The organism is Brucella haematophila, assembly GCF_005938105.1.
GTDB lineage: Bacteria > Pseudomonadota > Alphaproteobacteria > Rhizobiales > Rhizobiaceae > Brucella > Brucella haematophila.
In genome coordinates this window covers 1-20,423 of sequence record NZ_VCPE01000030.1, presented here as the reverse complement: position 1 = coordinate 20,423, position 20,423 = coordinate 1, and the positions used below count along the sequence as shown (strand labels likewise).

Here is a 20,423-nt window from a genome sequence, read left to right as displayed (position 1 = left end):
CAATATGCGAATAGGTGCGGTCCATGACAGGTTCCTTGCATTCGATAACTCATTGTTATCATTTGCAAGTCGCACTTCAAACTAGAACCCACCCCCCTACAGGAGCCAATCACATAAGGTAAATTATGGAACTTAAGATTGTTCTTTGCTGTTATTGAAGCGTTCCGTTCGTGCTGTCGGCAGCTCTTCGAACCGCGTCGTGTAACGTGGTGATTGACGCTCAAAACGCGCCTGCCATTTTGCCTTCAGACCATTCGCCGCCGGCGCTAAAGCGCCACGGCCGAATCTGGAATTGACCGCATCGAGGGCGGTCATTAGGCGCGCAGACTTTTCCCGATCCCTTGCGCCAAAGAGCGGCCGCGGGGCAGCCTTAGCCGAAACGAGATCGTTCATAACGATGCCGGCTTTTGCATACCTGAAGCCGGGCTTGAAAATCCGGCGAGCTGCGATTTGCGCAGCGGCAATCAGATCCATCGTATCAGCGGAGCTCTCCGGCAGATGGACAACCGTTTGGGCAGAGTGCGCAGGATCACGTTCGTTGAAGCGAGACGTGTGCATGAAAACGAGCAGGTGCGTCGTTTCCAAGCCATGGCGGCGCAATTTCTCCCCTGCCCTTGTAGCGTAGCTGGAAACAGCTTCCAGCATTCCCGCCAGATCAGTTACCGGTTGTCCAAAGGATCGCGTCACAGCGCAGCCCTTGCGCTGCGGAGCGATGGTTTCCAGTGCGAGGCATGAAATGCCCTGTAGCTCGAATGCAGTCCGCTCACCGACTACGCCCATGAGCTGGCGAGCCAGTCGCCGATCCAGCCTTGAAAGATCGCCGGCGCTTTCGACGCCAATGCTCAGAAGCTTCCGTTCGGACGCAGCCCCGATGCCCCATACTTCGCCAACCTCGATACGATCGAGCCAGGCGGCGCGGTCATGGTCATTGGTTAGGTCGCAAACGCCGCCAAGACCGGGGTTTTTCTTGGCAACGTGGTTTGCGAGCTTCGCCAGTGTCTTTGTCTGACCAATTCCGACACAGGTAGGAATGCCAGTCCAGCGTTGCACAGTCGCTCGAAGATCCGCGCCGAAGCTTGTTCTTTGCGCTGGCGCGACGTGCGACACGTCGAGAAAGCTTTCATCGATCGAATAGATTTCAACTTCCGGCGACCATTGGCGATAGATTGCATTCAGTCTGGCGCTCATGTCCCCATAAAGCGTGTAGTTGCTGGAAAACACCGCCACGTCATTATCTCGGCAGAGATCGCGGATTTTGAAAAATGGATCACCCATCCGGATTCCAAGAGCTTTCGCCTCGGCCGTCCGTGCGACGGCGCAGCCGTCATTATTTGAAAGAACAATGACCGGCCGACGCGCCAGCTTCGGGTCGAAAACTCGTTCGCAGGAGCAATAAAAGGAGTTGCCGTCGATCAGCGCAAATGTCGTCATTTGCGCGGCCGGAGCCAGTGAATATTCGAGATTGCCACACCCCAAACTTCCACTTCAGCCAGCTCGGGGATCTCAAAGGTCGGCATGTCCCGATTTTCAAAAGTCAGGCGCGGCCGAACGCCTTTCAGGTTCAGCCGCTTCAGTGATCGTTCGCCGTGGACCGTCGCAACGACAATATCGCCGTCACGCGGTTTCACGCTGCGATCAACAATCAGAAGGTCGCCGTGAAATATTCCCGCATCCCGCATCGAGTGTCCGTCAACGCGCCAAAGAAATGTCGCGGGCGGGTTGCTGATCAAGAGTTTGGATAGATCTATAGTGTCGTCGATGTAGTCATCGGCTGGTGAGGGAAAACCCGCACAAAGTCCATGCAATATAAGTGGAACCAGAACTTCGGCTTCCACCTTTAAGCCTATCTGCATAGAAAGTATCTCCTTTCACAAAGCTTAGAGAAAGGAACAAATATGGAACACAAAAGCCGGCAAATATCAATCTAATTCTTATCAGCGCGACATTTTTGCCGTGCATTTTCCGCAGGCACAAAAAAAGCCCGCACTAGGCGGGCTTTCGTGTGTTTGAAGATCCGTTCTTATCCGAACGGGAGAAAATAGCGCCGGATCGCCTTTGCCAGCATGTTTGAGAAGAGCAGCAAAGTGCCAAATCCAAGCACCGCTGCGATCTCGTAGCGGTACGTGCCGGGTTCATTAATGAAGCTGTCGATAGCAGCCGGCGCAAATAAGGCAATAAACATAGCGATGGGTGCGAGAGTTAGAAGCACCGCGCGCGGGAAGGAAAAAACAAGGAGAAACGGGCAAAAAATGACCATCCTTACAGCTTTTTCGAGCCCCGTTAGTTTATGAGCCTCTACGTCCCGAATAGGGCGCAAATATTTTGGCATTAACATTTTGCTCCTCCATTCGAGCCGTTTCGATTATGCTATATACATCAAAATCGATGCTATTGTAACCCTGCCGTATTTCAGGGGCGTGATTTTGGCAACAACGCCGGCTTTGCTGACTCAACCGACCTTCCAAGATGCGCAGCGCTAGTAATTGCCGCAGTGTTAGCTCGCATGGCGGTATTTGCGTCAAGGTTATCGCCGATGTGATCGAACCACCTGAACACCCTTCCCGGAAATTCTGCAATCAGCGAGAACGAGCGTTCGAGGATCACAAGGTAGACGACCGCCATGAAGCCCATAACGACGAACAGACCAATGAACCATGCCATACTAACCATACTGTCGCCGACAAGAGCCTGAGCAGAGGTCAGTGCGTAGTAGAGACCGCCATTGATAAGAACGCCCATGATCCGGAAGAGGATCATCCCGAGCAGCAAGCCAAACAGCATCAGCACTGGCGTCAAGGTCAGTCCTAGAACCATCACATAGCCCCGTCGCGCCTGGCTTCCACCCATGCCCTTGCCTTCCATCGACAAGTGCGCGATCGCCCAAAGAGGCGCTGCAAATACAGCTTCCATGACAAGCAAGAAGAAGGCACCGATTCCGATCACCCAAATCACCATCGGAACCATTGGCAGTACGAATGCAAGGAACATTCCAAGCGCACCAATCCCGCTGATGATCCAGCCAACGAAGTTTGAAAGAACGGTAATGCCAGTTCCGACAAATGGAAACATCGCCAGTATGGACAGTGCGAGAATTGCCGCAGCAGTGTAGAATGTCACCTGATTTCCGAAGGTCACAAGACCAATCATCGGGTCGCTTGTCGAGCGCGTTGGATTCATGAATTCCAACGCTTCATAAAGAGATCCTGCAGAAGGCATCCAGTCCGAAATATCGCCGCCGCTATCTGCGAAAGCGACGCGCTCGTTGACAAACGCCTTAATGCCGCTTCGGGCGACGCTTTCATTCCACCATTCAACTGTCCCGTTGTAGGTGGCGGCTATCTGATCAAGGAATTTTTTTGCGTCTCCGTCGGCCGAGCCCAACAAATACCAGTTGTTGTCAGCATATTGCGAAGCAATCGAATTGCGGACGTTGCCGGACGGATTAGAAGCCGCACCGATCGCTCCACCCGGCGTCACCTTCGGTAAAGCCGTCGCAACAGAGTTCGAATCCGCCGAGAGGCGCGCGATGAGCTGATAATAAAATCCCGCCTGAAGCCATCCGCCATTTTTCAAATTGCCAGCCAGAGCCTGACTTTGTGAATCGCCAACCGGCGTGAGCTGAAGCGAGTCATCAGCCGTGGCAATGTCTTGGCCTGCCTTTTGCAATTTTTCGTCGCCAATATACTGCTTCAGAATGGCCGCATGTTTCTTGCGCCAGTCGTTGAGGTCCTTGCGAAGATCGCGATAACCGGGAAGCGGTTCACGCTTGCTTGTGGCCTGAGCAAGCTGCGCCGCAGTAGTCGAAAAAGAGTCAGCCGTTTCCGTCACGGCTTTTGACATATCCTGAATGAAATCGTTATACGATTTGCCTGCCGCCTCGGCCAAGCGAGTGAAGCCGGTTGTCTGGCCAGGAAGCGAGACAATACCGCACGCACCATAAGAGTTCGGCAAGCTGTAAGCCATTTGCGGGACGCCCGAAACAGTTTGCCATGAGCCGCGCGAAACCCCATCAAGGCCAGAGCCGCCTTTCGCGACTTCGAGATTATAGACGGCTTGGCACAGTTCAGCTCGCCAGAGGGCCTGCAAAAATTGGCCGTCGAGCTGATCATAGTCCCCGCCCACAACCGGAATGCGCTGTTCGACTATAAGATCGACCGTCTCATTCCAGAAGAAGCTTGCCGTCGCAGTGCTGACATTGACCATATAGGCAATGCCATGCTGCGCGGTGTTGTAGCCGGTTGGCATCGGGATCAGCGCGGCGACCGCCAGAATGGTTCGCAGAGGAACCCACATTGCCGAGTGACGCCGGCCGAGGATTTCGCCCTCATGTGCCGTCTCTGTCACGCCTACAACCATGTTGTAGATGAACAGCAGGGCGGCAATCGCGAAAAACAGAACGTTGAAATTCGCGATCAGGGCCGAAACAAGGGTTTCGTTATTCGGCCCGCTGAAAAGCGGCCCGAAGATCATATTCAGAAACGAGTTGGTGCGCGCATCGCCCTCGCCCTTAATAATGTCGGCGATGTTGATGTCATCTGCATAGGCTGCGCCCGCAGAGACAAACGAGAATAATGCGAATAGCGCCACCCGCTTCATGATTAATCGTCCTTAGTAAGGATCTGCATATTGGAAGGCAGACGATCGATGAAGTAATCGCGCACAGATCCGACACGACCTTGCCGGATCTGCCACGCCCTGAAATCAGCTTTCATCGCGAGCGCGAATGTGACGATCGCCACAAGACAGCCCCCGATCAAAAGATAAAAAGATGAGTAGCCAAGCACGAAAAGGAGCGGGATCGAAGCCAGCGCAATGCATCCGGCCACCATGTAAATGCTTGAATCCCGATCCCACGCCGCAAGAGCCGCTTCGATCTCTTTCGAGGTCAGCCCTTGGCTCAATTGGTGGAACCTGTCGAGCCCGCCATCGATGTAGCGATCTCCAAAGCTTCGCTTGTTTAAGCGACCAGATGGCCGCAACTCGTCGATCGTGTTTTGCACGTTGTCAGCCGCATCTTCAGCAGCTTTCGAGGCAACGTTGAAGAAAACCCCGATGCCGAATGCGCGTTTGATATTCCAAGATGCAAAACGACGAGTGCGACCTTCTTTTTTCAATTCGACGCACTCGCTGTTGTTACAGTGGTACGGCTGTCGCGCTCATCGAGGCTGTTGGACAGAAGGGCAGCGATAGCTGAAGCCTGCCGCCGTTCCAGATTAAATCGCATCCAGTCGACATGCAGGTTCAAAGCCTGCGTCAGAAGTTGTTCGCGCTGCACAGCAGCCGGCGACATGCCCGCCAGCTCCTGATGCCATTCCGGATTTGTGAATCTGGAACGCACGAAAATATCAACAGCCTGCAATTCGGAAACATGATTGCCGACCTCGTAGGGATAGGATTCCGTTACGGCCGACTTCGCCCAATTGGCGAGCTCCTGCCCACCAGTGGGTGCGGCTATGTCGCCAAGATAGCTATAAATCGCGTGGGCGGCCGACCGCCTGGTCGCATCGACCTGACGAGCGGCCACCTGCGCCACCCCCGCCGGTGATTTCATTTCGGCCTGTGTGATCGGCTTTGGCGGGATCGGATCAACCATGTTGTTGATCATCCGCACATATGCCTTCGATATATCCCCATCAGACGTATCGAGCGTGATTGCATCGGTCAAAAGCCGCACATCAGAAGTCGGATCGGCAAGGCCACCGACATTTTTGAGCTGGTCGCGATCGGCAATGATGGAATTGGCAACAGCCAATCCACCTTCAGCAACCGGTTTGCCTATGGCTTCATTGCCGTAAGACCAATTGCGGGACGCATTGGCAACGTCGTTTCCACCATAGCCGGCAACCCCCTGCCCTGACTTTCCGATATTGAAGATGCCGGAAAGATCGAGACATGCGGAAGCCGCAGGATCATAACGGCCACCTTCAGCCGCAGCGCGGGCTTTCTGGCGCTCACGGATGGTTTCGGCCATCTGCGCCGCATCCTGCGTGCGCGTGTTCGCTTCGATCGCCCTGTTCTGATAGGCGCTAAGCTGCGCAACGCCTTTCAGAATGGTTTGGGTGATCTGGTTGCCCACATCAGTAGTGTGCGAATTGATGTTTTCCTGCGCACGATAGACGATGTTCTGCACCCCGCCACAAGAACATGCTGCCATTGCAGCGCTTCCGAGTGTGAGGGACGCAAGGGCAGTGCCGGCGAAAAGCAGTGTTTTGGCGAAAGTCTGCATCACAGGCTCCCCGGTCCGTAGAGATTGTTGTAGTGATCGTTCAGCAGAGAGCCGTCATTCTCACGACGCCCCGAATTGCCGACAGATGGTTGCTGTAAATTCAGCGAGCCGCCGCTGTAATTGTAATCCAGCGTTGGCACGTTTCCGCCACCCATGCCGCCCGGAAGCTGCAACATATTGAAGGATGGAAGCTGAAGCGCTGATTGAAGCGGTTCAGTCACCTTGTTCCATTGCTCTTGAGCATAGGAGCAAATTTGTTGCTCGGCATTGGAAAGCGCCGATTTGAAAAGCTGGCTCAGATCCGGCACCTGAATTGCGAAGTCGAGATTTACCTGCATCAGGTTGTCGAGACACCCAAGGGAATCCAGCGCCGGCGGCTTTTGCAAAGCCGCCTCATGGCGCTTCACTTCCTTGTCGATGCCGGAACGAATGGCTTCCACCAGATTGATTTTTACAGTGTCAACGCAGCCTTGTCCGCTGCCCTTGAAGAGCTGTTCGATCTGATCGGCCGAGGCTGGTGTTGCTGACAGGATCACCGAGGCAATCCCGCACAGCGATAATTTGCGCAAAATGCTCATAGTGTCGCTTTCTCTCCTTGGAATGGCGGGATCTCTCGAATGAGGATCGGACGCTTTGTGCCGATGCCCGGAAAGCCCTCAGTTCTGTCGTACATTCCCCCGCCAGCATCGCCGCCCATTCCGCCGCCAAGACCAGCAAACGATTGGCCGCTCATCGAGGCCATACGCTTCAGAATGTGATCCTGAAGCTCCGCGTAGCTCTTGAAGCCGTTCGCGGCGAGATATGAGGCTGGCAGTGCAGCAGGATCGAAGCCGCTTGCCACCCAATTGTTCAGCGCGCCTGCCCCAAGAAAATGCGCAGCGCCGAGCAATCCATCTTGCGTGATCGTAACGCCGTTGATTGTCTGCCCGACAAGACCGCGCGTCTGACTGCTCATCGCTGACCAGTTACGCGCGGCAAGCTGCATGTTTGCCGAGTCCTGAAGGGCAGCGCCGGCGCTCGAAAATCGAAGGTCGTTCAGATTGTTGACGCCCGCAGCGCGCGCCTTATCCGTTGCAGAATAGTTCGACCAATCGCCCCTTGAGCCGCTTCCGTTGTATTGAAAATAGCCCAAGTTCTGCCATGTGCCGGCAGTAATCTGGTATCGACCGACAGCAGATCCGCCATTGCCGTTGAAGATCGAATAAGAGTTGCCCCCTTCGAGCTTCGAGGTGTTTTCGTTATAGTCGGCCAGCACCGCGACCGGCAGCATGAAAAGCGCGCATAGAGCGGCAATCAGTGAACGTTTCATCGCTTTTGCCCCGCAACGGTAATCTTCATAGGTGGAATGATCGAACGGGGCTCCCTATCGCCAAGCGAATAGGTCGCCACGCCATTTTGTGTCGCGACCTCGATCAGATGCCGGTCGTTTTCATCGCGCTCACCGGAGACAGCAAAATCCGGTCCCCAAGCTTCGAGAATGTCGATGAGCTTTTTATCGCTGTCGAGAAAAACCACAGGACAGGCGGAATTTCCGCAGTAGTAGTCCGAGGTGACGATTATCGCGACTTCCTTGCCATCCTTCAGATCGACGTCGATTGAAGCCACATTCGGCGGAACCAGATCATCAGAGCCGCCTTGGAAGCGCTCTTGCAGGGCTTCCGTTGCCGCCTTCAGCTCGTCCTCGGTGGGTGTGCGCTCTTGCTGCTCGTGTGGGATCGGCTGCGCCATGTAGGCGGCACCTGACCATTTCCAGAGACGCTTGCCGTCATAAAGCGGCTTCATGCCCGTAGGGGATATAGCGCCAAGTCCGACAGTTTTTCCCGGAACCCGCCAGACTTCAAGCCATTGCTTGTCGTCATAGTAGAGTGCGGACACGAAGCACCCTGTCGCGCATCCCCTCGCCTCGCCGAGCAATACAACCATCTGGTCATAGCCATCGGTCGGCTCTTCGAGCCAGATCCTGTTTGCCTGCACTACACGGAAATCGCGCCCATACATTTTGCGAGCCGTTGCTGTGGCTTCCGGCTCCTGCTTTGAAAAATCGATCGTTTCCGTGACCAGATCGTCGAGGCTGGATTGAGCCGATACAGATGTGGTCATGACGCCTGCCATGAGAGCGGCTGTTAAAAATTTGATCATGATGCATCCTTGAGCAATTCGTCGGCGAGCTGGCGAATGGCGTTGCCCCGCACCTTGTCATCGATCGCCACGCCACGATCTTCAAAATCGGCCAGACGCCGCTCGATCGTGTCCTTGGCAGAGCCGGAAGGGAAACGCCTTGCAAGAAGGCGGCGCGCGGCCTTGGAGCCAAGTCCCTCATAGAGCATGGCCCGCAGCGCCGTATCTTCCGCAGTGGTGGACAAAGCCCAGATCTCAATCGGCCCGAGCTGGTTGAAAACATGCTGAACATAAGTCCCCGACTTCAGTTTCAGCATTGTCAGAAGCGGCGCGCCCTTGCCCTGAATAGGGCCGCGTAGGCCGCGCATTTCATCCATGACCGATGGCGTCAGATTATAAGTCGCCGCGATCTCGCGAATGGATTCTTCCGTTGGGACATTGCAGAACCAGAAATTGTTCGACAGTTTCTGGATGCTCATGTCGAAATCTTCCATGAGCTGCGATGCCAAAGTGATTTGGACGCCGGCCTTTCGGCCCAGGCGACCAAAGTTGACCATCTGTTCGCGGAAGCCTTCAAGCCCCCCGGTCAGGTGGTATTCATCCACACACAGACGCTTGCCCATCTGCCGATTGTTTTCGATCCGCTGAAGATGATAGGTGCGAACCTCTTCCTTCAGTTCACGATCCTTGACCTCATCAGCATCAAGCCAGAAATCGGAGGTCAGCGTTTGAAGCGCTACCATGTACATTATGGCAGTCTGGCGCTTTGCGTGAGGGCCGGTTTTTGATGTGACGCCTGCCAGATCGAAAGCGATAATGCGGGCGTTCGACACGTCAAACCGTGTAGGGCGGGCAAGAATCGGATAATCACGGCAAGCGGCCGTCACCATGCGCTGAAACGCTTTCAGCACATCCTCGCCAGTTGGCGCTTTCATGTCGCGGAAGGGTTCGCGCACAATCTCGGAATTGGAAATGTTCACAAGATCCGCGATTGTCGGAACAGCATAGCGCTGCGCTAATGCCGCTTCATGGTAACGGCCTTTGGAAAAGAGGTAATCGGTGATCTCGAACCACGTCGTCGCGGAATCGACCTCAAATCCAAGCTCATTCAGAGCTGCATCGACTTCAAAGGAATCCGATGCCGAATAACGCTTCGGGTTGCGGCTGTCGCTGAAATATTTGTACGCCTCATCAATGGTCGCGCCAGCCAATGCGCTGATGCCGTCATAGGTGGAATCCTGCCCGTCAGGGGTGCAGATCAGGCAGAGCAGATTGACCAGATATGCCCGCTCGTATTCAAACGGAGTGCGCATGCACAGTTGAAGATCGAGCGGATTGACCGAGTATTGTTCTGACATCATCAGACGATGGAAAACCGCCTCATGACGCCGATGGACTGGCAATGAATCTCGAATAAGGCTGATCAGCCCCGAGGAAGAAGGGCCAATGTCGATGATGGAAATGCGGGGCAAAAGCCCCTCATTCGATCGACTACGGCCAGACTGGCGAGAGAGAGCCACGCCAAGATTGACCGAATTCATCAGAACCGATTTTCCGGAACCCGGCGTTCCGACAATCAGATCCACCCAGCCGAGTTGTTTGGATGATCCCGGCTGATACGGCCATAGCTTGCCATCCTTAGTGCGGAACATGACCGCGCCCTGTTGCCAAGGGCTTGCCGGTCGCGCGATCGGAGCCAGAGCAAATGCATCGGCTAGGCTTGCAGCCGCTGCCGGGGCAGTCGATTGCGCGTTCAGCCCAAGCGTAGAGGACATGACGCACTGCATAGGATCGCCCACCAGTGCGTCAGTCTGGCAGTTCCCCCACCGCTCCACAGTACGCCGCAAGGTTGCAACATGCCGTTGCAGCGTTTCAAGCTGCGACTTCGGCGCCCACGCCGAAAAAGAGCAGCGCCACCGCACAACGGTATCATCAGCCCCATCATCCTGCCGCAGCTTGTCAAACGCGCGCTTAATGCGCCCGTTTGGAATGCGGGCAGTCCACGTCATCATGTTGGTGTAGGTTTCCTTGAAAACCTGCCCCTGAAATCCGCCTGAATCAATCAGCATCGACATGCGCCAAGAAATGCGCTGATCGCTGTCGAGAATACGCCTGATCAGGTCATTGAACTGAACGACGACTTCAGGCCCGAGTGTAATATCAAAGCCGGAAAAGATCGTGTCGCCAAGCTGGACGGTTGTCTGATCGACAATCTCGCCATGCTCGTTCAGAAGCTGGCGGGCGAGAAGCGGCCAAAGATGGTTCGATACGTCGCTCTTTTTTAGTTCCTGCACCGTGGCCGGCATTCGCGCGCGCGCGTAATCACCCGGCAGGATCGCTTTCCAGCGTTCGCCGGTGATCAGATATTCAGGATTGAGAACGCCCTTGATCTGCGCCAGAGCGTCATGAACTTCCAGAGGCTCGATCTCGATGCCGACAATATCGGCCTCACGAACCATCGCCTCGCAGAATGAGCGATGCCTTGTGACCAAAGCATCGGTCGCAAGAGCAGGCCATTGCGCATTGCGCATTTGTGGAGCGCCCTGCAATTCCTTGCGCATCTTTTCGGAGCTGGTCTTAGCTTCCTGTCTGGTCATCAAAGTAGGACGTGACCAAAGCGCCATGAAACAGCGTTCGCCGGTCAACCTTTCAGGCAGGAGCCGGCGTCGCTCGTCAATCAGATCCTGAATGTCCAGTCCCGTATCGGCCGCAACACTTTCCGTGACCGCAAGCGCACGGTTAATGTCGGCCGCGCCAAGTTCAGGCGTATGCGCAAACCAGAATTGCAGCGAATAGCCCGGCGTCCCTAACTGAGAGCTGAAAGCAAGGCGGAGATCTGACACCGCCTTGCTGATTTCGTTCTCACCGGGCATGGATCGGAAACCCTCAAGGCGAAACAGCGTCACCAACGATCCATCGTCGGCGACCAAAACGTTATCGCCTTCGGTCGTCACCAGACGGCAATAGCCATCCAGCGACTTCCGCAGCGCTGACCGGCCGATAACGGCGGCCAGCGAGTCCAGTATTCCGATCCCCGCAGCCATCAGTTGATCGACCGCAATGTACCGTCAACGGACGTGGTTTCAGCGCCCGAGCCAAAGAAGGTCGTCACGCCCATGCCGAGAAATTCCGGCACGGCGATGAAAAGCGCCGCAGCAACTCCATACCAGATGGCAGTTGCGGGTCGGGTTGAGGGATCGTGCGGGTTTCTTTGGTTCTGGACGAGCTTGTTGATCGCCAGAAGCGCAAAAATCACGCCGATGATGAATGCGGCAGCGCCAAGAAAATCACCTGCCGGCCCAAGTGTATCATTGCGCACATTGGTCAGAACATCACCAAGCCCGCCCGATTGTGCGAAAGCGGCAGTCTGATATGCCACTGTCGCAGTCAGAACCGACGCCGTTTGTAACCAAGCTTTCTTCATGCTGTGCTTTCCTTTTTCAGCCGAGAACCAATTCTTCGATGTATCCAACGAACATCACGATATTCATCGCAAATGTTCCGCCGATAAGATGTGCTACGCCAAACCCGGCGAGGCCGGATTGAGGCCATTTCACTGATTTGTTGAGCAGAAACAGGCCGCGGATAAAGCCGAGCAGCCCAATGAACTGCACGATCCGCAGCAAGGCGATCAGAACAGTACGTGCCTGTTCATGATCGAGAGGGGCGAGCATTTCGGGAGCGTAAGCAAAGATCTCCGAAGCAGCGACGGTTTCCTCCACCTGAAAGAAGGAAACCAGAAATGCCGATATGATCGAGGACAGGGAAATCAGCATGACGGCGGTGATAAGGCCGGCGATGCCGACCCACCGCCCGTAATCATGCGCGCCGTTAAATTGTCCCGATGCGGCCCGTTCGCTGGCGCGTGTAAAATTGCCGATGGAAGCGATCGCCAAGCCTATGCCAATGATGAAACATGTAGCGGCGACTAGCGCCTGCGCTGGCAGGATCAGGTCAGCAAGACGCTGTACCAGTCCAACAAGTCCGTTCAGTGCTTCTCCGTTTCCTCCCATAAGAGCCGTATCACTGCGAAGCCGCAGCGCCCTTCTCATTTAGACGGTCAGCTTCCGGCGCTTCGGCAACCTGAGCCGGCTTGGCCTGTGGTACAGGGGGAGCCTTCTGCCGTGGCGTCACGATCTGGTGACGGGCATTGCCCATTACCGGTTGTGAATCTTCATCTTGCGGACCAACTTCATCACCGAGCGCATAATTTGCTTCGGCAGGCTGAAGGATCTGCATGATCGCCTGATCCTTCGCCTTCAGCTCCCGCAAATGGCCGATGATCGTATCAACAACGCCGTTCGGCGCTGTGAGCGTGTCAATCTCATCGCGCAACGCCTGATTTTCCGAACGTAAAAGCGACACCTGATTTTTCAGGTATGCAACATCAGAGTCTAACGTCGAGGCAGGCTTTAAACGGCCGGTTGTGGTCGCATCAGCTTTGTCAGTCGATGCGTTCCCTGATAGTGAATAAGCAACAATGCCGATAGCCACAACAAATGCGCCCACTAATACAGATCGGATAATCATTCCGAAATCCGTGTCGGCAAATGCAGATCGAGTTCTATTGCTGTCATATTGCGATATATTCATGCTGAACTACGACTTTCCGCCGGTAAAAGCCTCACGATCTGTTGTCGATTGTGGCCTTTTGGGGGTGACAATGAGACTCTTTATGGCATATTCATTTGAAAATGCAATATATAGCATAACGGGCTTTCAGGCTCGCACAGGTAAAGGGAAATGCGGAAATGATTGTCCACAGAATGCTCCTCGCCTCATGCGCCATCATCGGTTTTGCGCCATCGGCGAGTGCAGAATTGAACCTTTGGCAGCAGAATTTTGTCGGATGCTCGGTCTCGTCCTCGCCCTACGCAACGCAGGTTCTTTTTAAGGACGCTGGCAAGGTTCGCCCCCTGATGCAGGTCTCCGGCCTCACTGCATGGGCAGTTCCAACCGCAGACGGCGGGCAGGAAATTGCCCTGACCACGCCAGACGGCCTTACAATTTATGGGCGCATAGTCGGCCCGCAGGGCGAGGACATATCGGGCGCCCTTCTCGCAACAACCGCAACCGTCGAGCCAGAAGCATCACCCTTCGATCCGCCTAAGCCCGCGCCTCCGGCCCCGCAGGCATCCATAGCTCAGCCGCAGCCCATTTCCCCGATACCTTCAGCCCCTCAGCCGCCACGGCCACCTGCCGCGCCACCTGCACTTGTCCAAGAGCAAGCGCAAAATCCCGCGCCACCTCAGCAGGTGGCTTCGATCGGTTCTGAAACAGTCCCGAATGTTCCAAAGGCGGGAAGTGTCGATGAGCTTATGCAACAGGCACAGGATTTCGCGATGTGGTTTTCGGTCAACAAACCGAAACCGGGAGCGCCGCTCGTTTATCTCTTTGTCGATCCCACCTGCCCGCACTGCGCCTGGTCCTTCGAGCATCTAAAGCCAAGCATAGAGGACAATTCTATTGATCTGCGTGTCATCATGGCTCCTATCCTTTCGGCTGAATCCGCACAGATCGCCGCGTCGATCATGCATCAGGAAGATATTGGAGCCGCACTGCGCGGCCAGCTCGCATCTGTCATTGGTTCAGGAGCCCCCGCGCCAAAGGTCGATCCAAATTCTTTCGATCCCAATGTTGTCAAAGCCATGCAGCGCAACGTGGACTGGATGCGGCTCAATGGCGTTCCGGGCACTCCCTTCTATCTCTATAAAACGAACGAAGGCGCGCAGTTCGCCTTTGGAGCTCTTAAAGACTCTCAGCTCAGCGGGATCTTGCCAGCCGAGCAAACAACACCGGCCGCGACCGCCGGCACAGCGGGAGCAAATGCGCAATGAGCCAGTCTCCGGATTACGGTCAGCTTGAGACCGTTTTGATGCGCGCCGATGTTTACAGAACGGCTTATCGCCGTATGAGCATCGTCGCCCTTGCATTGCTGGTTGTGACAGTCATCGCCGTATGTGCCGCCGTCAGTCTGGCGCTGACCAGACCAGAACCCCGCTATTTCGCCACGACAACGGATGGACGGATTCAACCCCTCATTCCGCTTGATCGGCCGCATTTAAGCGCGGCAGAGGTTTCAACCTATGCCGCCGAAGCGGTCACATCGTCCTTTACCTATTCCTTCGCCACCTATCAGCAGGATTTCCAGAGAGCGCAGCAATATTTCACCAAGCCGCGCGGCTGGAATTCCTTTGTCGAGGCAATCCAGAAATCCGGCACCCTCGATCTGGTCAAAAATCGCCGCCTCAACACAACAGCGATCGCGCAGCGCGCGGTCATTGTCCGTGAAGGCGTCGGCGCGAATGGCACCTATGAATGGATCGTACAGATGCCGGTTCGCGTGACGTACCAATCAGCGTCGGAAGTTACCGGACAGAACCTCATGGTCACGGTCACACTGCAACGTCTGCAAAGCTACGAACACCCGCGCGGTGCGGCTATCTCCCGCATCATCGCTGCCCCCGGAGGTGCCTGATGAAACGGATCGCTGGCAATATCGCCTTTATACTGGCCTTGAGCGGATCTGCCCTTGCTCAGCAAGCAGCTCAACCCGCGCCGGAATATTCGGCTCCTCATCCAGAAGCTGCCGCCGAGCTGCCGCCCCAACACTCGCAGGGCGGGCAGACTCAACAGAACTCTCAACCGGCACAGGCCGGCGAGCATCAAATGCAACCGTCTAAATATGGCGAAGCGTCTCCCAGTCACGCAGAGCAGCGCCAGCCCCGACAGGCGCCAAATGTTCCTATCATCGGCGCACGCCGCCTGATGGAATCTTTGTCTGATCTTGATCGGCCGTTGTCTCCCGAAGAGATCACGGCTTATGGCGCGACAGTCCAGAGCCTTATGCCTATGTCGCCCGAGATTATCCGCGACTATCGTCGCAGGGTCGATGAAAGCCAGAAAGCCGCAGCAATGCCGCCAAGCGGCTTCAGGGCAAAGCCTATATCGGACGCGGTTCGCATGTCCCTGAAATCCAATCAGTCATTGCAGACGCTGTTTACCTCACCGAACACAGTTTCGGTCATGGCGTTCTATGACCGAACCGGCAAAGCATGGCCGATCGCAAGCTTTGTCGTAGGACGCGCCGATTCATTTCAGGTCTATGCCCTGCAGGAAGGTTCAAATCAGATTGCCGTCACCCCGCTCGTCACGCACGGCTATTCCAATCTGATCATTTCGCTCGTTGAAGAAGATCGTCCGATCGTCATCAACCTCGAAACGAACGACACCAAAACGCATTTCCGCCGCGACATTACGATTGAGGGCTATGGTCCGAATGCATCCGTCTCTCCGACAGAGGTTGCGGTCAAAGAGCCACCTTCAAATGGAACCATGATGGCATTCGCTCAAGGTGCCGATCTGCCGAGATCCGCAATCAAGCTCGCGACCTCAGATAGCAATGTGGAAGCATGGATGCTCGATGGCTCCTATTATCTGCGCACCACAGACACCTACACGTCGCCCTCGCCGCAATCCATGCTGACCGGCCCGGGCGGTGTTCATGCCGTTAAAATTAAGCCCTCCCCCGTTGTGCTGATTTCGCGCAACGGAACGATTTCCAGAGTGAGGATAAGCCAGTGAGCGACGACAAGGACAACAAGCCCGACAGCTCAGAGCGCGAAGATGCCGCGCCGGGTCTTGCCGATGCTGCCGCGATCAATCGCCCGAGCCGTCGAAAAGGCACCCGAATGCAGACCTATGTTGTGGTCGGCCTCCTTGCCTGTGCGGTCGGATATGTCGGCTATTCCATGATGAAGCAGAATAATCTTTCTTCATCACGCATTTCGCGAGGCCCGAACGTCGATGGTACGCCAGCAGGCCAGCAGCAGGCGGACTCCCAACGTTATCAGCAGTCGCTCGATACCGTTAATCAGGAAGGCGCACAAACCGCTCAGGATAGCGGTTCAAGCTTCCTTGCCACGCCGGACGAACCCTTGCGTAACGTCGATGAAGTCCGCGACGTAATGAAAGATCCAGTTCCGCGCCAGCGGCCAATCGCTCCGGCCAATGAACAGCCTGTTCAGCGTGTCGATAATTATACGCCTGATCGCCGGCGAGCGCTGACGCCCGACGATTACAGCGACATCAACACACTTGCCGGTGCAATGGCGAGCCAGGCGGCAAGCCTGACCTCGCAGTGGTCGCCTAAAGGCTCCGTCAACACCATTGTTCTCAATCAGATGCTCTATAAAACGCCCGAGCAGCGCAAGGCCGAGGCCGAGCAGGCGCAGCAAGCCGCAATGTCGGGCATGGGTGGCATAGTCGATGGTCAGAACATGATGATCAGCGCCGGTCAGACCGTATTCGCGCGCACCGTCAATGCATCAGATTCCGACACCCCCGGCCCTGTCGTGGCTGAAATCTTTCAGAAAGGCCCGCTCTATCGCACCCGCCTTCTCGGTTCTTTCCAGCAGAACCGCAACACAAACGCCCTGATTGTCGAGTTCAACAGGCTTGTGATGCAGGATGGAACCGAGGTTCCAATATCCGCTTATGCTGTTGATGGTGCAAAAGGCTCCATCGCCGTTACATCAGGCGTCGATCGCCGCTGGCTTGAAAGATATGGCCCTCGCCTCGCCGGCGCTTTCATTGCCGGTCTTGGTCAGACTATGGCGCGGCCAAGCCAGCAGGTTATTATCGGCAACAACACGACAACCGTTGTCGATCGCAAGACAGAGCTGAAAGATGCCCTTTATGCCGGTGCCGGTCGCGTCGGTGAGCAGCTTGCGAGTGAAATTGAAAGCTCAGCTCCTAAAGGGCCATTGGTCAAACTCGGCAGCGGCTACACGATCGGGATTCTGTTCATGCAGGGTGTTCCTGATATTGCAGCCCGTCGCAATTCGATTGCAACGCGATGAATGACACCGAACATGATGACGGAAACCGCTTCAAGAAGCGGATTCATTGGCGGGACACCATGCGTGAGCCCCGCCTCGTCATCTTTGATGCTCGCGTCGTTTTCTTTTTTCTGATTCTCGCTGTTCATCTAAGAGTCTGGACCGCGATATTGCTTGTATCTGCAATGCTGGTGTTCTGGCTGGTTGAACGTGCCGGTTATCGCTTTCCAAGCGCTATGCGGGCAATCAGAAGCACCTTTGCAGGAACGCACCGCCCTGCTTTCTATCAGCGTAATTACCGCGAGGCGGTCGATTATGGCTTTGAGTTCCGAAAGATGCCCTCCCCTGCCCCTGCCTCTGCCACTGTCCAAACGCCATCAGTCTCAAAGGAGAGCGATCCAGAGGTGGAGCCATCTGTGTCTCTTCCTTTGGCTGCCGAATAGCCAATCTGCTTCGGTATGCTAAATATGCAAAATGTGTAAGCCATACGGAAAGGAATCGTATGGGACACGAAAGGCATACATAAGGAAAACGTTTCCAATATGTTTTATTTAGGTAAACCATAATAAAACGTATTGTAATTGTTTGTGTGACGTTTACCATCCGTTTAGCATTGGCCGTTAAAATGTAAGCTAAAGGTAGGCCATACGTTTCGTATGGGGATGCCAAACGAAACCAAATCGTTTCCGGAAGGTTTATAAATGGCTGTCGTATCGTTTATGACAACAAAAGGCGGCGGTGGGAAAACTACAAGCGCCATCATCCTCGCATCCGTCCTCGCAGAGCAGGGCGCGAGTGTCTGCATGATCGATGCCGATCCCAATCAGCCACTTGTCGATTGGATCAAAAATGCAGAGCATCCCGATACCCTTTCGGTTATTGGTGACGTTCATGAGGACAACATCATCGAGACAATCGAAGAGCAGTCCGCGAAGAATATGTTCGTCATAGTGGATCTCGAAGGCTCGGCAAACCTGTCAACTGGCTATGCCCTCACGCAAAGCGATCTGATCCTGATCCCGCTTCAACCATCAAAGCTCGACGCGAACGAAGCCGCCAAAACCCTCAAATTCATTCTGCGGCAAGGCAAGAATGTCGGCCGCACAATGCCGGCGAAAGTGTTTTGGGCGCGCGTGCCCGCCGCCTATGTCACCCGCACCGCCAGAGACATAGGCTCGCAGTTCGAGGATGCCGGCATCAGCTTCCTCAAAACAAGTCTTGTTGACCGCGAAGCGATCCGCGGGATCGTCAATCACGGCAAAACGCTCGAAAACCTCACCAATGATCTCGTTCCATCGCTCGATAAAGCCAGAGCCAATGCAGCGGCCTTCGCCGCAGAGGTCATATCAAGTCTGAAGGAAACACGCTCATGAGTGAAAAGCGCATTCTTCTCGATCTGGATGAATTCAAGCCAGAAGCCAAAAAAGCCGATCCCGCCGCAAAAGCATCCGTTGAGCAGGTGGCGAAGGATTCCGGTTTCGTAGCGCGTCACGCTCCCGAAGCAAAAAAAGAGGCTCCCGCTAAGGCGAAAGAGCCCAAAATTGTTGCGCCCGAAATTGTTGATGGAGGAGAGCCTAAAAGGCGGGGGCGAAAGCGCACTACCAGCCGTAATACGCAATTCACCGTCAAGCTGAAGGTCGAAACAAACAACCAGATCTATGACTATGCCGAAATGCTGGAATGCTCGGCAATTGCCGAAGTGATCGAACTCGCATTGGGCGCACTGCAAAGCGAAATAGAGCAGGGCATCAATCCACGCCTACGCGCAGCACAGCAGGCAGCAGAGTAAAGCCCATGACCCGCAACGGGGCAGGGCAGTCACATTTAACGGTCAGGGACAACCTGAGCCGCCCGAAAATGTCGCGGCGAATTTACGCCCGGCGAGCTGCGCTCACCGGCCTCATGATCGCCGCGACATTCTTCTTTGTCATCCTGCAATCAAGAGCCGGAACAAGCATGGCAATTCCGATCGCAGGGCTGGCAGTCGCATTCGCCGCAATGTTCGCCGCGCCCGTTGCCGAGGCAACGGCGCGGCAAACCAATCTAAAGCCGCCAACAAAGGCCGCAGGTCGTTGGCTCATCTTCTTCATCCTTCTAGCCGGTTCGCCAATCCTCGCGCCCCTGGCGCTCGTCTTCTCGACCGTCCAGTTCCTCAGATCAGCCACATAAATATTGTAAATATGTAGTTTATAGACTACATATGCACGGATGATAGAACTTAGGCAGACGGCGAGTTTCGCCAAGTGGGAAAGCCGACTGCGAGACAAGCGTGCAAGAACCATCATCGCAGCGCGACTGATGCGCTTGGCCGAAGGCTTGCCCGGAGACGTGGAGCCGATAGGCGAGGGCGTCAGTGAATTGCGCATTCATTACGGCCCGGGTTATCGCGTCTATTTCCAGAAGCGCGGCAATATCCTGATCGTGTTGCTGTGCGGAGGCGATAAAGGTTCGCAGGAGCGCGATATTGCCAACGCCAAAAAGCTCGCAAAAGAGTGGAGTGAACAAGATGGCTGAAAAATTGACCACTTATGATCCAGCCGCCGCATTGGTCGATGATGAAGAAATCGCGGCCTTCATGGCAGATGCATTTGAAACAGGCGATGCAGCATTCATTGCAAAAGCGCTCGGCGTTGTTGCGCGGGCAAAAGGCATGAGCGAAATTTCCAGAAAAACAGGGCTGTCGCGTGAACAGCTCTATCGTTCCTTCAGTCAACGCGGAAATCCAACCCTGAAAACAACATTGGCTGTCATGCGCGCCCTTGGGGTCGAGTTGACGGCAAAAGCACACCCGGCACCATAAGGGCGTCTGCCTTCGGCACCGCGCTCTATTCGCCGGCCTGTCGGCCAGCTCACCGAACCAGCCTCGCCGTTTGCCTGTCTGCGCTACGCAATGGCCGGTCTTGGCATCCAAGCCCACCCATCCGCTGCTACGCCAAGGCGCACGACAAGCCCGTTTCGGCCCATAGGGTCACGATCGACTGACGCGGGAAGGGCGGCGCCAGCATTTGCTATGAGCAAAGCAGCATGGAGTTATTGCGCGCCAGTGAAGGTCAAAAGGCTCGCTCTCACGGAGGGAACGCCTTCAGTGCGTGAAGCAGCCCATTATGCACCCGCTCATATTCTCTGATTGAACATAAATGATGAAGCAATGAGAGCCGCTGCGCGGCTCACCTGATTTTCTGAATGGGGGAAAGATCGGCCGCCGGTCTCTCCCCCGCAACAGCCAAAACCGGTCTCCC

The 20,423-nt window shown here is 55.2% G+C and carries 23 protein-coding genes; 10 read left to right on the top strand and 13 right to left on the bottom strand.

Features of this window, described 5'->3' with window-relative positions; translation table 11 throughout:
• Positions 1 to 132: 132 nt before the first annotated feature.
• The 13 genes from FGI60_RS25250 to FGI60_RS25190 form a co-directional block, all read right to left on the bottom strand.
• Positions 133 to 1,431: a Y-family DNA polymerase gene (locus FGI60_RS25250; protein WP_138787486.1), complete on the bottom strand. Its 1,299-nt coding sequence runs from the start codon at positions 1,429 to 1,431 to the stop codon at positions 133 to 135.
• A complete protein-coding gene (locus FGI60_RS25245) occupies positions 1,428 to 1,853 on the bottom strand; it encodes a LexA family protein (protein WP_138787485.1) in 426 nt (141 codons plus the stop codon). The genes FGI60_RS25250 and FGI60_RS25245 overlap by 4 nt, the downstream gene beginning before the upstream one ends.
• Positions 1,854 to 2,020: 167 nt before the next feature.
• The gene (locus tag FGI60_RS25240) at positions 2,021 to 2,335 is read right to left on the bottom strand and encodes a hypothetical protein (RefSeq protein ID WP_138787484.1); all 315 of its coding nucleotides are present in this window, start codon (positions 2,333 to 2,335) and stop codon (positions 2,021 to 2,023) included.
• A gap of 74 nt (positions 2,336 to 2,409) precedes the next feature.
• A complete protein-coding gene (locus tag FGI60_RS25235; RefSeq protein WP_138787483.1) occupies positions 2,410 to 4,596 on the bottom strand; it encodes a DotA/TraY family protein in 2,187 nt (728 codons plus the stop codon).
• Between the two features lie 2 nt (positions 4,597 to 4,598).
• Positions 4,599 to 5,114 (bottom strand): hypothetical protein, encoded by a 516-nt coding sequence (locus FGI60_RS25230; protein WP_138787482.1) that lies wholly within the window; start codon positions 5,112 to 5,114, stop codon positions 4,599 to 4,601.
• Positions 5,111 to 6,154, bottom strand: coding sequence for a hypothetical protein (locus FGI60_RS25225; RefSeq protein ID WP_235889935.1), 1,044 nt, complete (start codon positions 6,152 to 6,154; stop codon positions 5,111 to 5,113). Before FGI60_RS25225 ends, FGI60_RS25230 begins: the two co-directional genes overlap by 4 nt.
• Before the next feature lie 71 nt (positions 6,155 to 6,225).
• Positions 6,226 to 6,804, bottom strand: a complete 579-nt coding sequence (locus FGI60_RS25220) for a hypothetical protein (RefSeq protein WP_138787480.1) — start codon at positions 6,802 to 6,804, stop codon at positions 6,226 to 6,228.
• Entirely contained in the window at positions 6,801 to 7,535 is a 735-nt protein-coding gene (locus FGI60_RS25215) for a hypothetical protein (protein WP_138787479.1), read from the bottom strand. The genes FGI60_RS25220 and FGI60_RS25215 overlap by 4 nt, the downstream gene beginning before the upstream one ends.
• The gene (locus FGI60_RS25210) at positions 7,532 to 8,365 is read right to left on the bottom strand and encodes a hypothetical protein (protein ID WP_138787478.1); all 834 of its coding nucleotides are present in this window, start codon (positions 8,363 to 8,365) and stop codon (positions 7,532 to 7,534) included. Before FGI60_RS25210 ends, FGI60_RS25215 begins: the two co-directional genes overlap by 4 nt.
• On the bottom strand, positions 8,362 to 11,388 hold the full coding sequence (locus FGI60_RS25205) for a hypothetical protein (protein WP_235889934.1): 3,027 nt from the start codon (positions 11,386 to 11,388) through the stop codon (positions 8,362 to 8,364). The genes FGI60_RS25210 and FGI60_RS25205 overlap by 4 nt, the downstream gene beginning before the upstream one ends.
• Entirely contained in the window at positions 11,388 to 11,768 is a 381-nt protein-coding gene (locus tag FGI60_RS25200) for a hypothetical protein (RefSeq protein ID WP_138787477.1), read from the bottom strand. Before FGI60_RS25200 ends, FGI60_RS25205 begins: the two co-directional genes overlap by 1 nt.
• A gap of 16 nt (positions 11,769 to 11,784) precedes the next feature.
• Positions 11,785 to 12,357, bottom strand: coding sequence for a hypothetical protein (locus FGI60_RS25195; protein WP_138787476.1), 573 nt, complete (start codon positions 12,355 to 12,357; stop codon positions 11,785 to 11,787).
• Between the two features lie 10 nt (positions 12,358 to 12,367).
• Positions 12,368 to 12,937, bottom strand: a complete 570-nt coding sequence (locus tag FGI60_RS25190) for a hypothetical protein (protein WP_138787475.1) — start codon at positions 12,935 to 12,937, stop codon at positions 12,368 to 12,370.
• 725 nt (positions 12,938 to 13,662) lie between these two features.
• Here FGI60_RS25190 and FGI60_RS25185 point away from each other — a divergent pair.
• The 10 genes from FGI60_RS25185 to FGI60_RS25140 all read left to right on the top strand — a co-directional run bounded on the left by FGI60_RS25185 (position 13,663) and on the right by FGI60_RS25140 (position 19,984).
• Entirely contained in the window at positions 13,663 to 14,181 is a 519-nt protein-coding gene (locus tag FGI60_RS25185) for a thioredoxin fold domain-containing protein (RefSeq protein WP_138787474.1), read from the top strand.
• Complete coding sequence (locus FGI60_RS25180) at positions 14,178 to 14,822, top strand: type IVB secretion system apparatus protein IcmL/DotI (protein ID WP_138787473.1); 645 nt, start codon at positions 14,178 to 14,180, stop codon at positions 14,820 to 14,822. The genes FGI60_RS25185 and FGI60_RS25180 overlap by 4 nt, the downstream gene beginning before the upstream one ends.
• Positions 14,822 to 15,928 carry a DotH/IcmK family type IV secretion protein gene (locus tag FGI60_RS25175; RefSeq protein WP_210238472.1) on the top strand — a complete coding sequence of 369 codons (1,107 nt, stop codon included), beginning with the start codon at positions 14,822 to 14,824 and terminating at the stop codon, positions 15,926 to 15,928. Before FGI60_RS25180 ends, FGI60_RS25175 begins: the two co-directional genes overlap by 1 nt.
• Positions 15,925 to 17,205 carry a DotG/IcmE/VirB10 family protein gene (locus tag FGI60_RS25170; RefSeq protein WP_138787472.1) on the top strand — a complete coding sequence of 427 codons (1,281 nt, stop codon included), beginning with the start codon at positions 15,925 to 15,927 and terminating at the stop codon, positions 17,203 to 17,205. Before FGI60_RS25175 ends, FGI60_RS25170 begins: the two co-directional genes overlap by 4 nt.
• Entirely contained in the window at positions 17,202 to 17,627 is a 426-nt protein-coding gene (gene icmT, locus FGI60_RS25165) for an IcmT/TraK family protein (RefSeq protein ID WP_138787471.1), read from the top strand. Before FGI60_RS25170 ends, icmT begins: the two co-directional genes overlap by 4 nt.
• 258 nt (positions 17,628 to 17,885) lie before the next feature.
• Entirely contained in the window at positions 17,886 to 18,557 is a 672-nt protein-coding gene (locus FGI60_RS25160; RefSeq protein WP_138787470.1) for a ParA family protein, read from the top strand.
• Positions 18,554 to 18,973 (top strand): hypothetical protein, encoded by a 420-nt coding sequence (locus FGI60_RS25155; RefSeq protein ID WP_138787469.1) that lies wholly within the window; start codon positions 18,554 to 18,556, stop codon positions 18,971 to 18,973. Before FGI60_RS25160 ends, FGI60_RS25155 begins: the two co-directional genes overlap by 4 nt.
• A gap of 167 nt (positions 18,974 to 19,140) precedes the next feature.
• Complete coding sequence (locus tag FGI60_RS25150; RefSeq protein ID WP_138787468.1) at positions 19,141 to 19,353, top strand: hypothetical protein; 213 nt, start codon at positions 19,141 to 19,143, stop codon at positions 19,351 to 19,353.
• Between the two features lie 39 nt (positions 19,354 to 19,392).
• The gene (locus tag FGI60_RS25145) at positions 19,393 to 19,698 is read left to right on the top strand and encodes a type II toxin-antitoxin system RelE/ParE family toxin (protein ID WP_138787467.1); all 306 of its coding nucleotides are present in this window, start codon (positions 19,393 to 19,395) and stop codon (positions 19,696 to 19,698) included.
• On the top strand, positions 19,691 to 19,984 hold the full coding sequence (locus FGI60_RS25140; RefSeq protein WP_138787466.1) for an addiction module antidote protein: 294 nt from the start codon (positions 19,691 to 19,693) through the stop codon (positions 19,982 to 19,984). The genes FGI60_RS25145 and FGI60_RS25140 overlap by 8 nt, the downstream gene beginning before the upstream one ends.
• Positions 19,985 to 20,423 lie beyond the last annotated feature (439 nt).

Excerpts from the sequence above, each read along its gene's own strand:
- FGI60_RS25250 (WP_138787486.1), bottom strand. The coding sequence starts at position 1,431 with ATGACGACATTTGCGCTGATCGACGGCAACTCCTTTTATTGCTCCTGC.
- FGI60_RS25245 (WP_138787485.1), bottom strand. The coding sequence starts at position 1,853 with ATGCAGATAGGCTTAAAGGTGGAAGCCGAAGTTCTGGTTCCACTTATA.
- FGI60_RS25240 (WP_138787484.1), bottom strand. The coding sequence starts at position 2,335 with ATGTTAATGCCAAAATATTTGCGCCCTATTCGGGACGTAGAGGCTCAT.
- FGI60_RS25235 (WP_138787483.1), bottom strand. The coding sequence starts at position 4,596 with ATGAAGCGGGTGGCGCTATTCGCATTATTCTCGTTTGTCTCTGCGGGC.
- FGI60_RS25225 (WP_235889935.1), bottom strand. The coding sequence starts at position 6,154 with ATGGCAGCATGTTCTTGTGGCGGGGTGCAGAACATCGTCTATCGTGCG.
- FGI60_RS25220 (WP_138787480.1), bottom strand. The coding sequence starts at position 6,804 with ATGAGCATTTTGCGCAAATTATCGCTGTGCGGGATTGCCTCGGTGATC.
- FGI60_RS25215 (WP_138787479.1), bottom strand. The coding sequence starts at position 7,535 with ATGAAACGTTCACTGATTGCCGCTCTATGCGCGCTTTTCATGCTGCCG.
- FGI60_RS25210 (WP_138787478.1), bottom strand. The coding sequence starts at position 8,365 with ATGATCAAATTTTTAACAGCCGCTCTCATGGCAGGCGTCATGACCACA.
- FGI60_RS25205 (WP_235889934.1), bottom strand. The coding sequence starts at position 11,388 with ATGGCTGCGGGGATCGGAATACTGGACTCGCTGGCCGCCGTTATCGGC.
- FGI60_RS25200 (WP_138787477.1), bottom strand. The coding sequence starts at position 11,768 with ATGAAGAAAGCTTGGTTACAAACGGCGTCGGTTCTGACTGCGACAGTG.
- FGI60_RS25195 (WP_138787476.1), bottom strand. The coding sequence starts at position 12,357 with ATGGGAGGAAACGGAGAAGCACTGAACGGACTTGTTGGACTGGTACAG.
- FGI60_RS25190 (WP_138787475.1), bottom strand. The coding sequence starts at position 12,937 with ATGAATATATCGCAATATGACAGCAATAGAACTCGATCTGCATTTGCC.
- FGI60_RS25185 (WP_138787474.1), top strand. The coding sequence starts at position 13,663 with ATGCAACAGGCACAGGATTTCGCGATGTGGTTTTCGGTCAACAAACCG.
- FGI60_RS25180 (WP_138787473.1), top strand. The coding sequence starts at position 14,178 with ATGAGCCAGTCTCCGGATTACGGTCAGCTTGAGACCGTTTTGATGCGC.
- FGI60_RS25175 (WP_210238472.1), top strand. The coding sequence starts at position 14,822 with ATGAAACGGATCGCTGGCAATATCGCCTTTATACTGGCCTTGAGCGGA.
- icmT (WP_138787471.1), top strand. The coding sequence starts at position 17,202 with ATGAATGACACCGAACATGATGACGGAAACCGCTTCAAGAAGCGGATT.
- FGI60_RS25160 (WP_138787470.1), top strand. The coding sequence starts at position 17,886 with ATGGCTGTCGTATCGTTTATGACAACAAAAGGCGGCGGTGGGAAAACT.
- FGI60_RS25155 (WP_138787469.1), top strand. The coding sequence starts at position 18,554 with ATGAGTGAAAAGCGCATTCTTCTCGATCTGGATGAATTCAAGCCAGAA.
- FGI60_RS25150 (WP_138787468.1), top strand. The coding sequence starts at position 19,141 with ATGGCAATTCCGATCGCAGGGCTGGCAGTCGCATTCGCCGCAATGTTC.
- FGI60_RS25145 (WP_138787467.1), top strand. The coding sequence starts at position 19,393 with ATGATAGAACTTAGGCAGACGGCGAGTTTCGCCAAGTGGGAAAGCCGA.
- FGI60_RS25140 (WP_138787466.1), top strand. The coding sequence starts at position 19,691 with ATGGCTGAAAAATTGACCACTTATGATCCAGCCGCCGCATTGGTCGAT.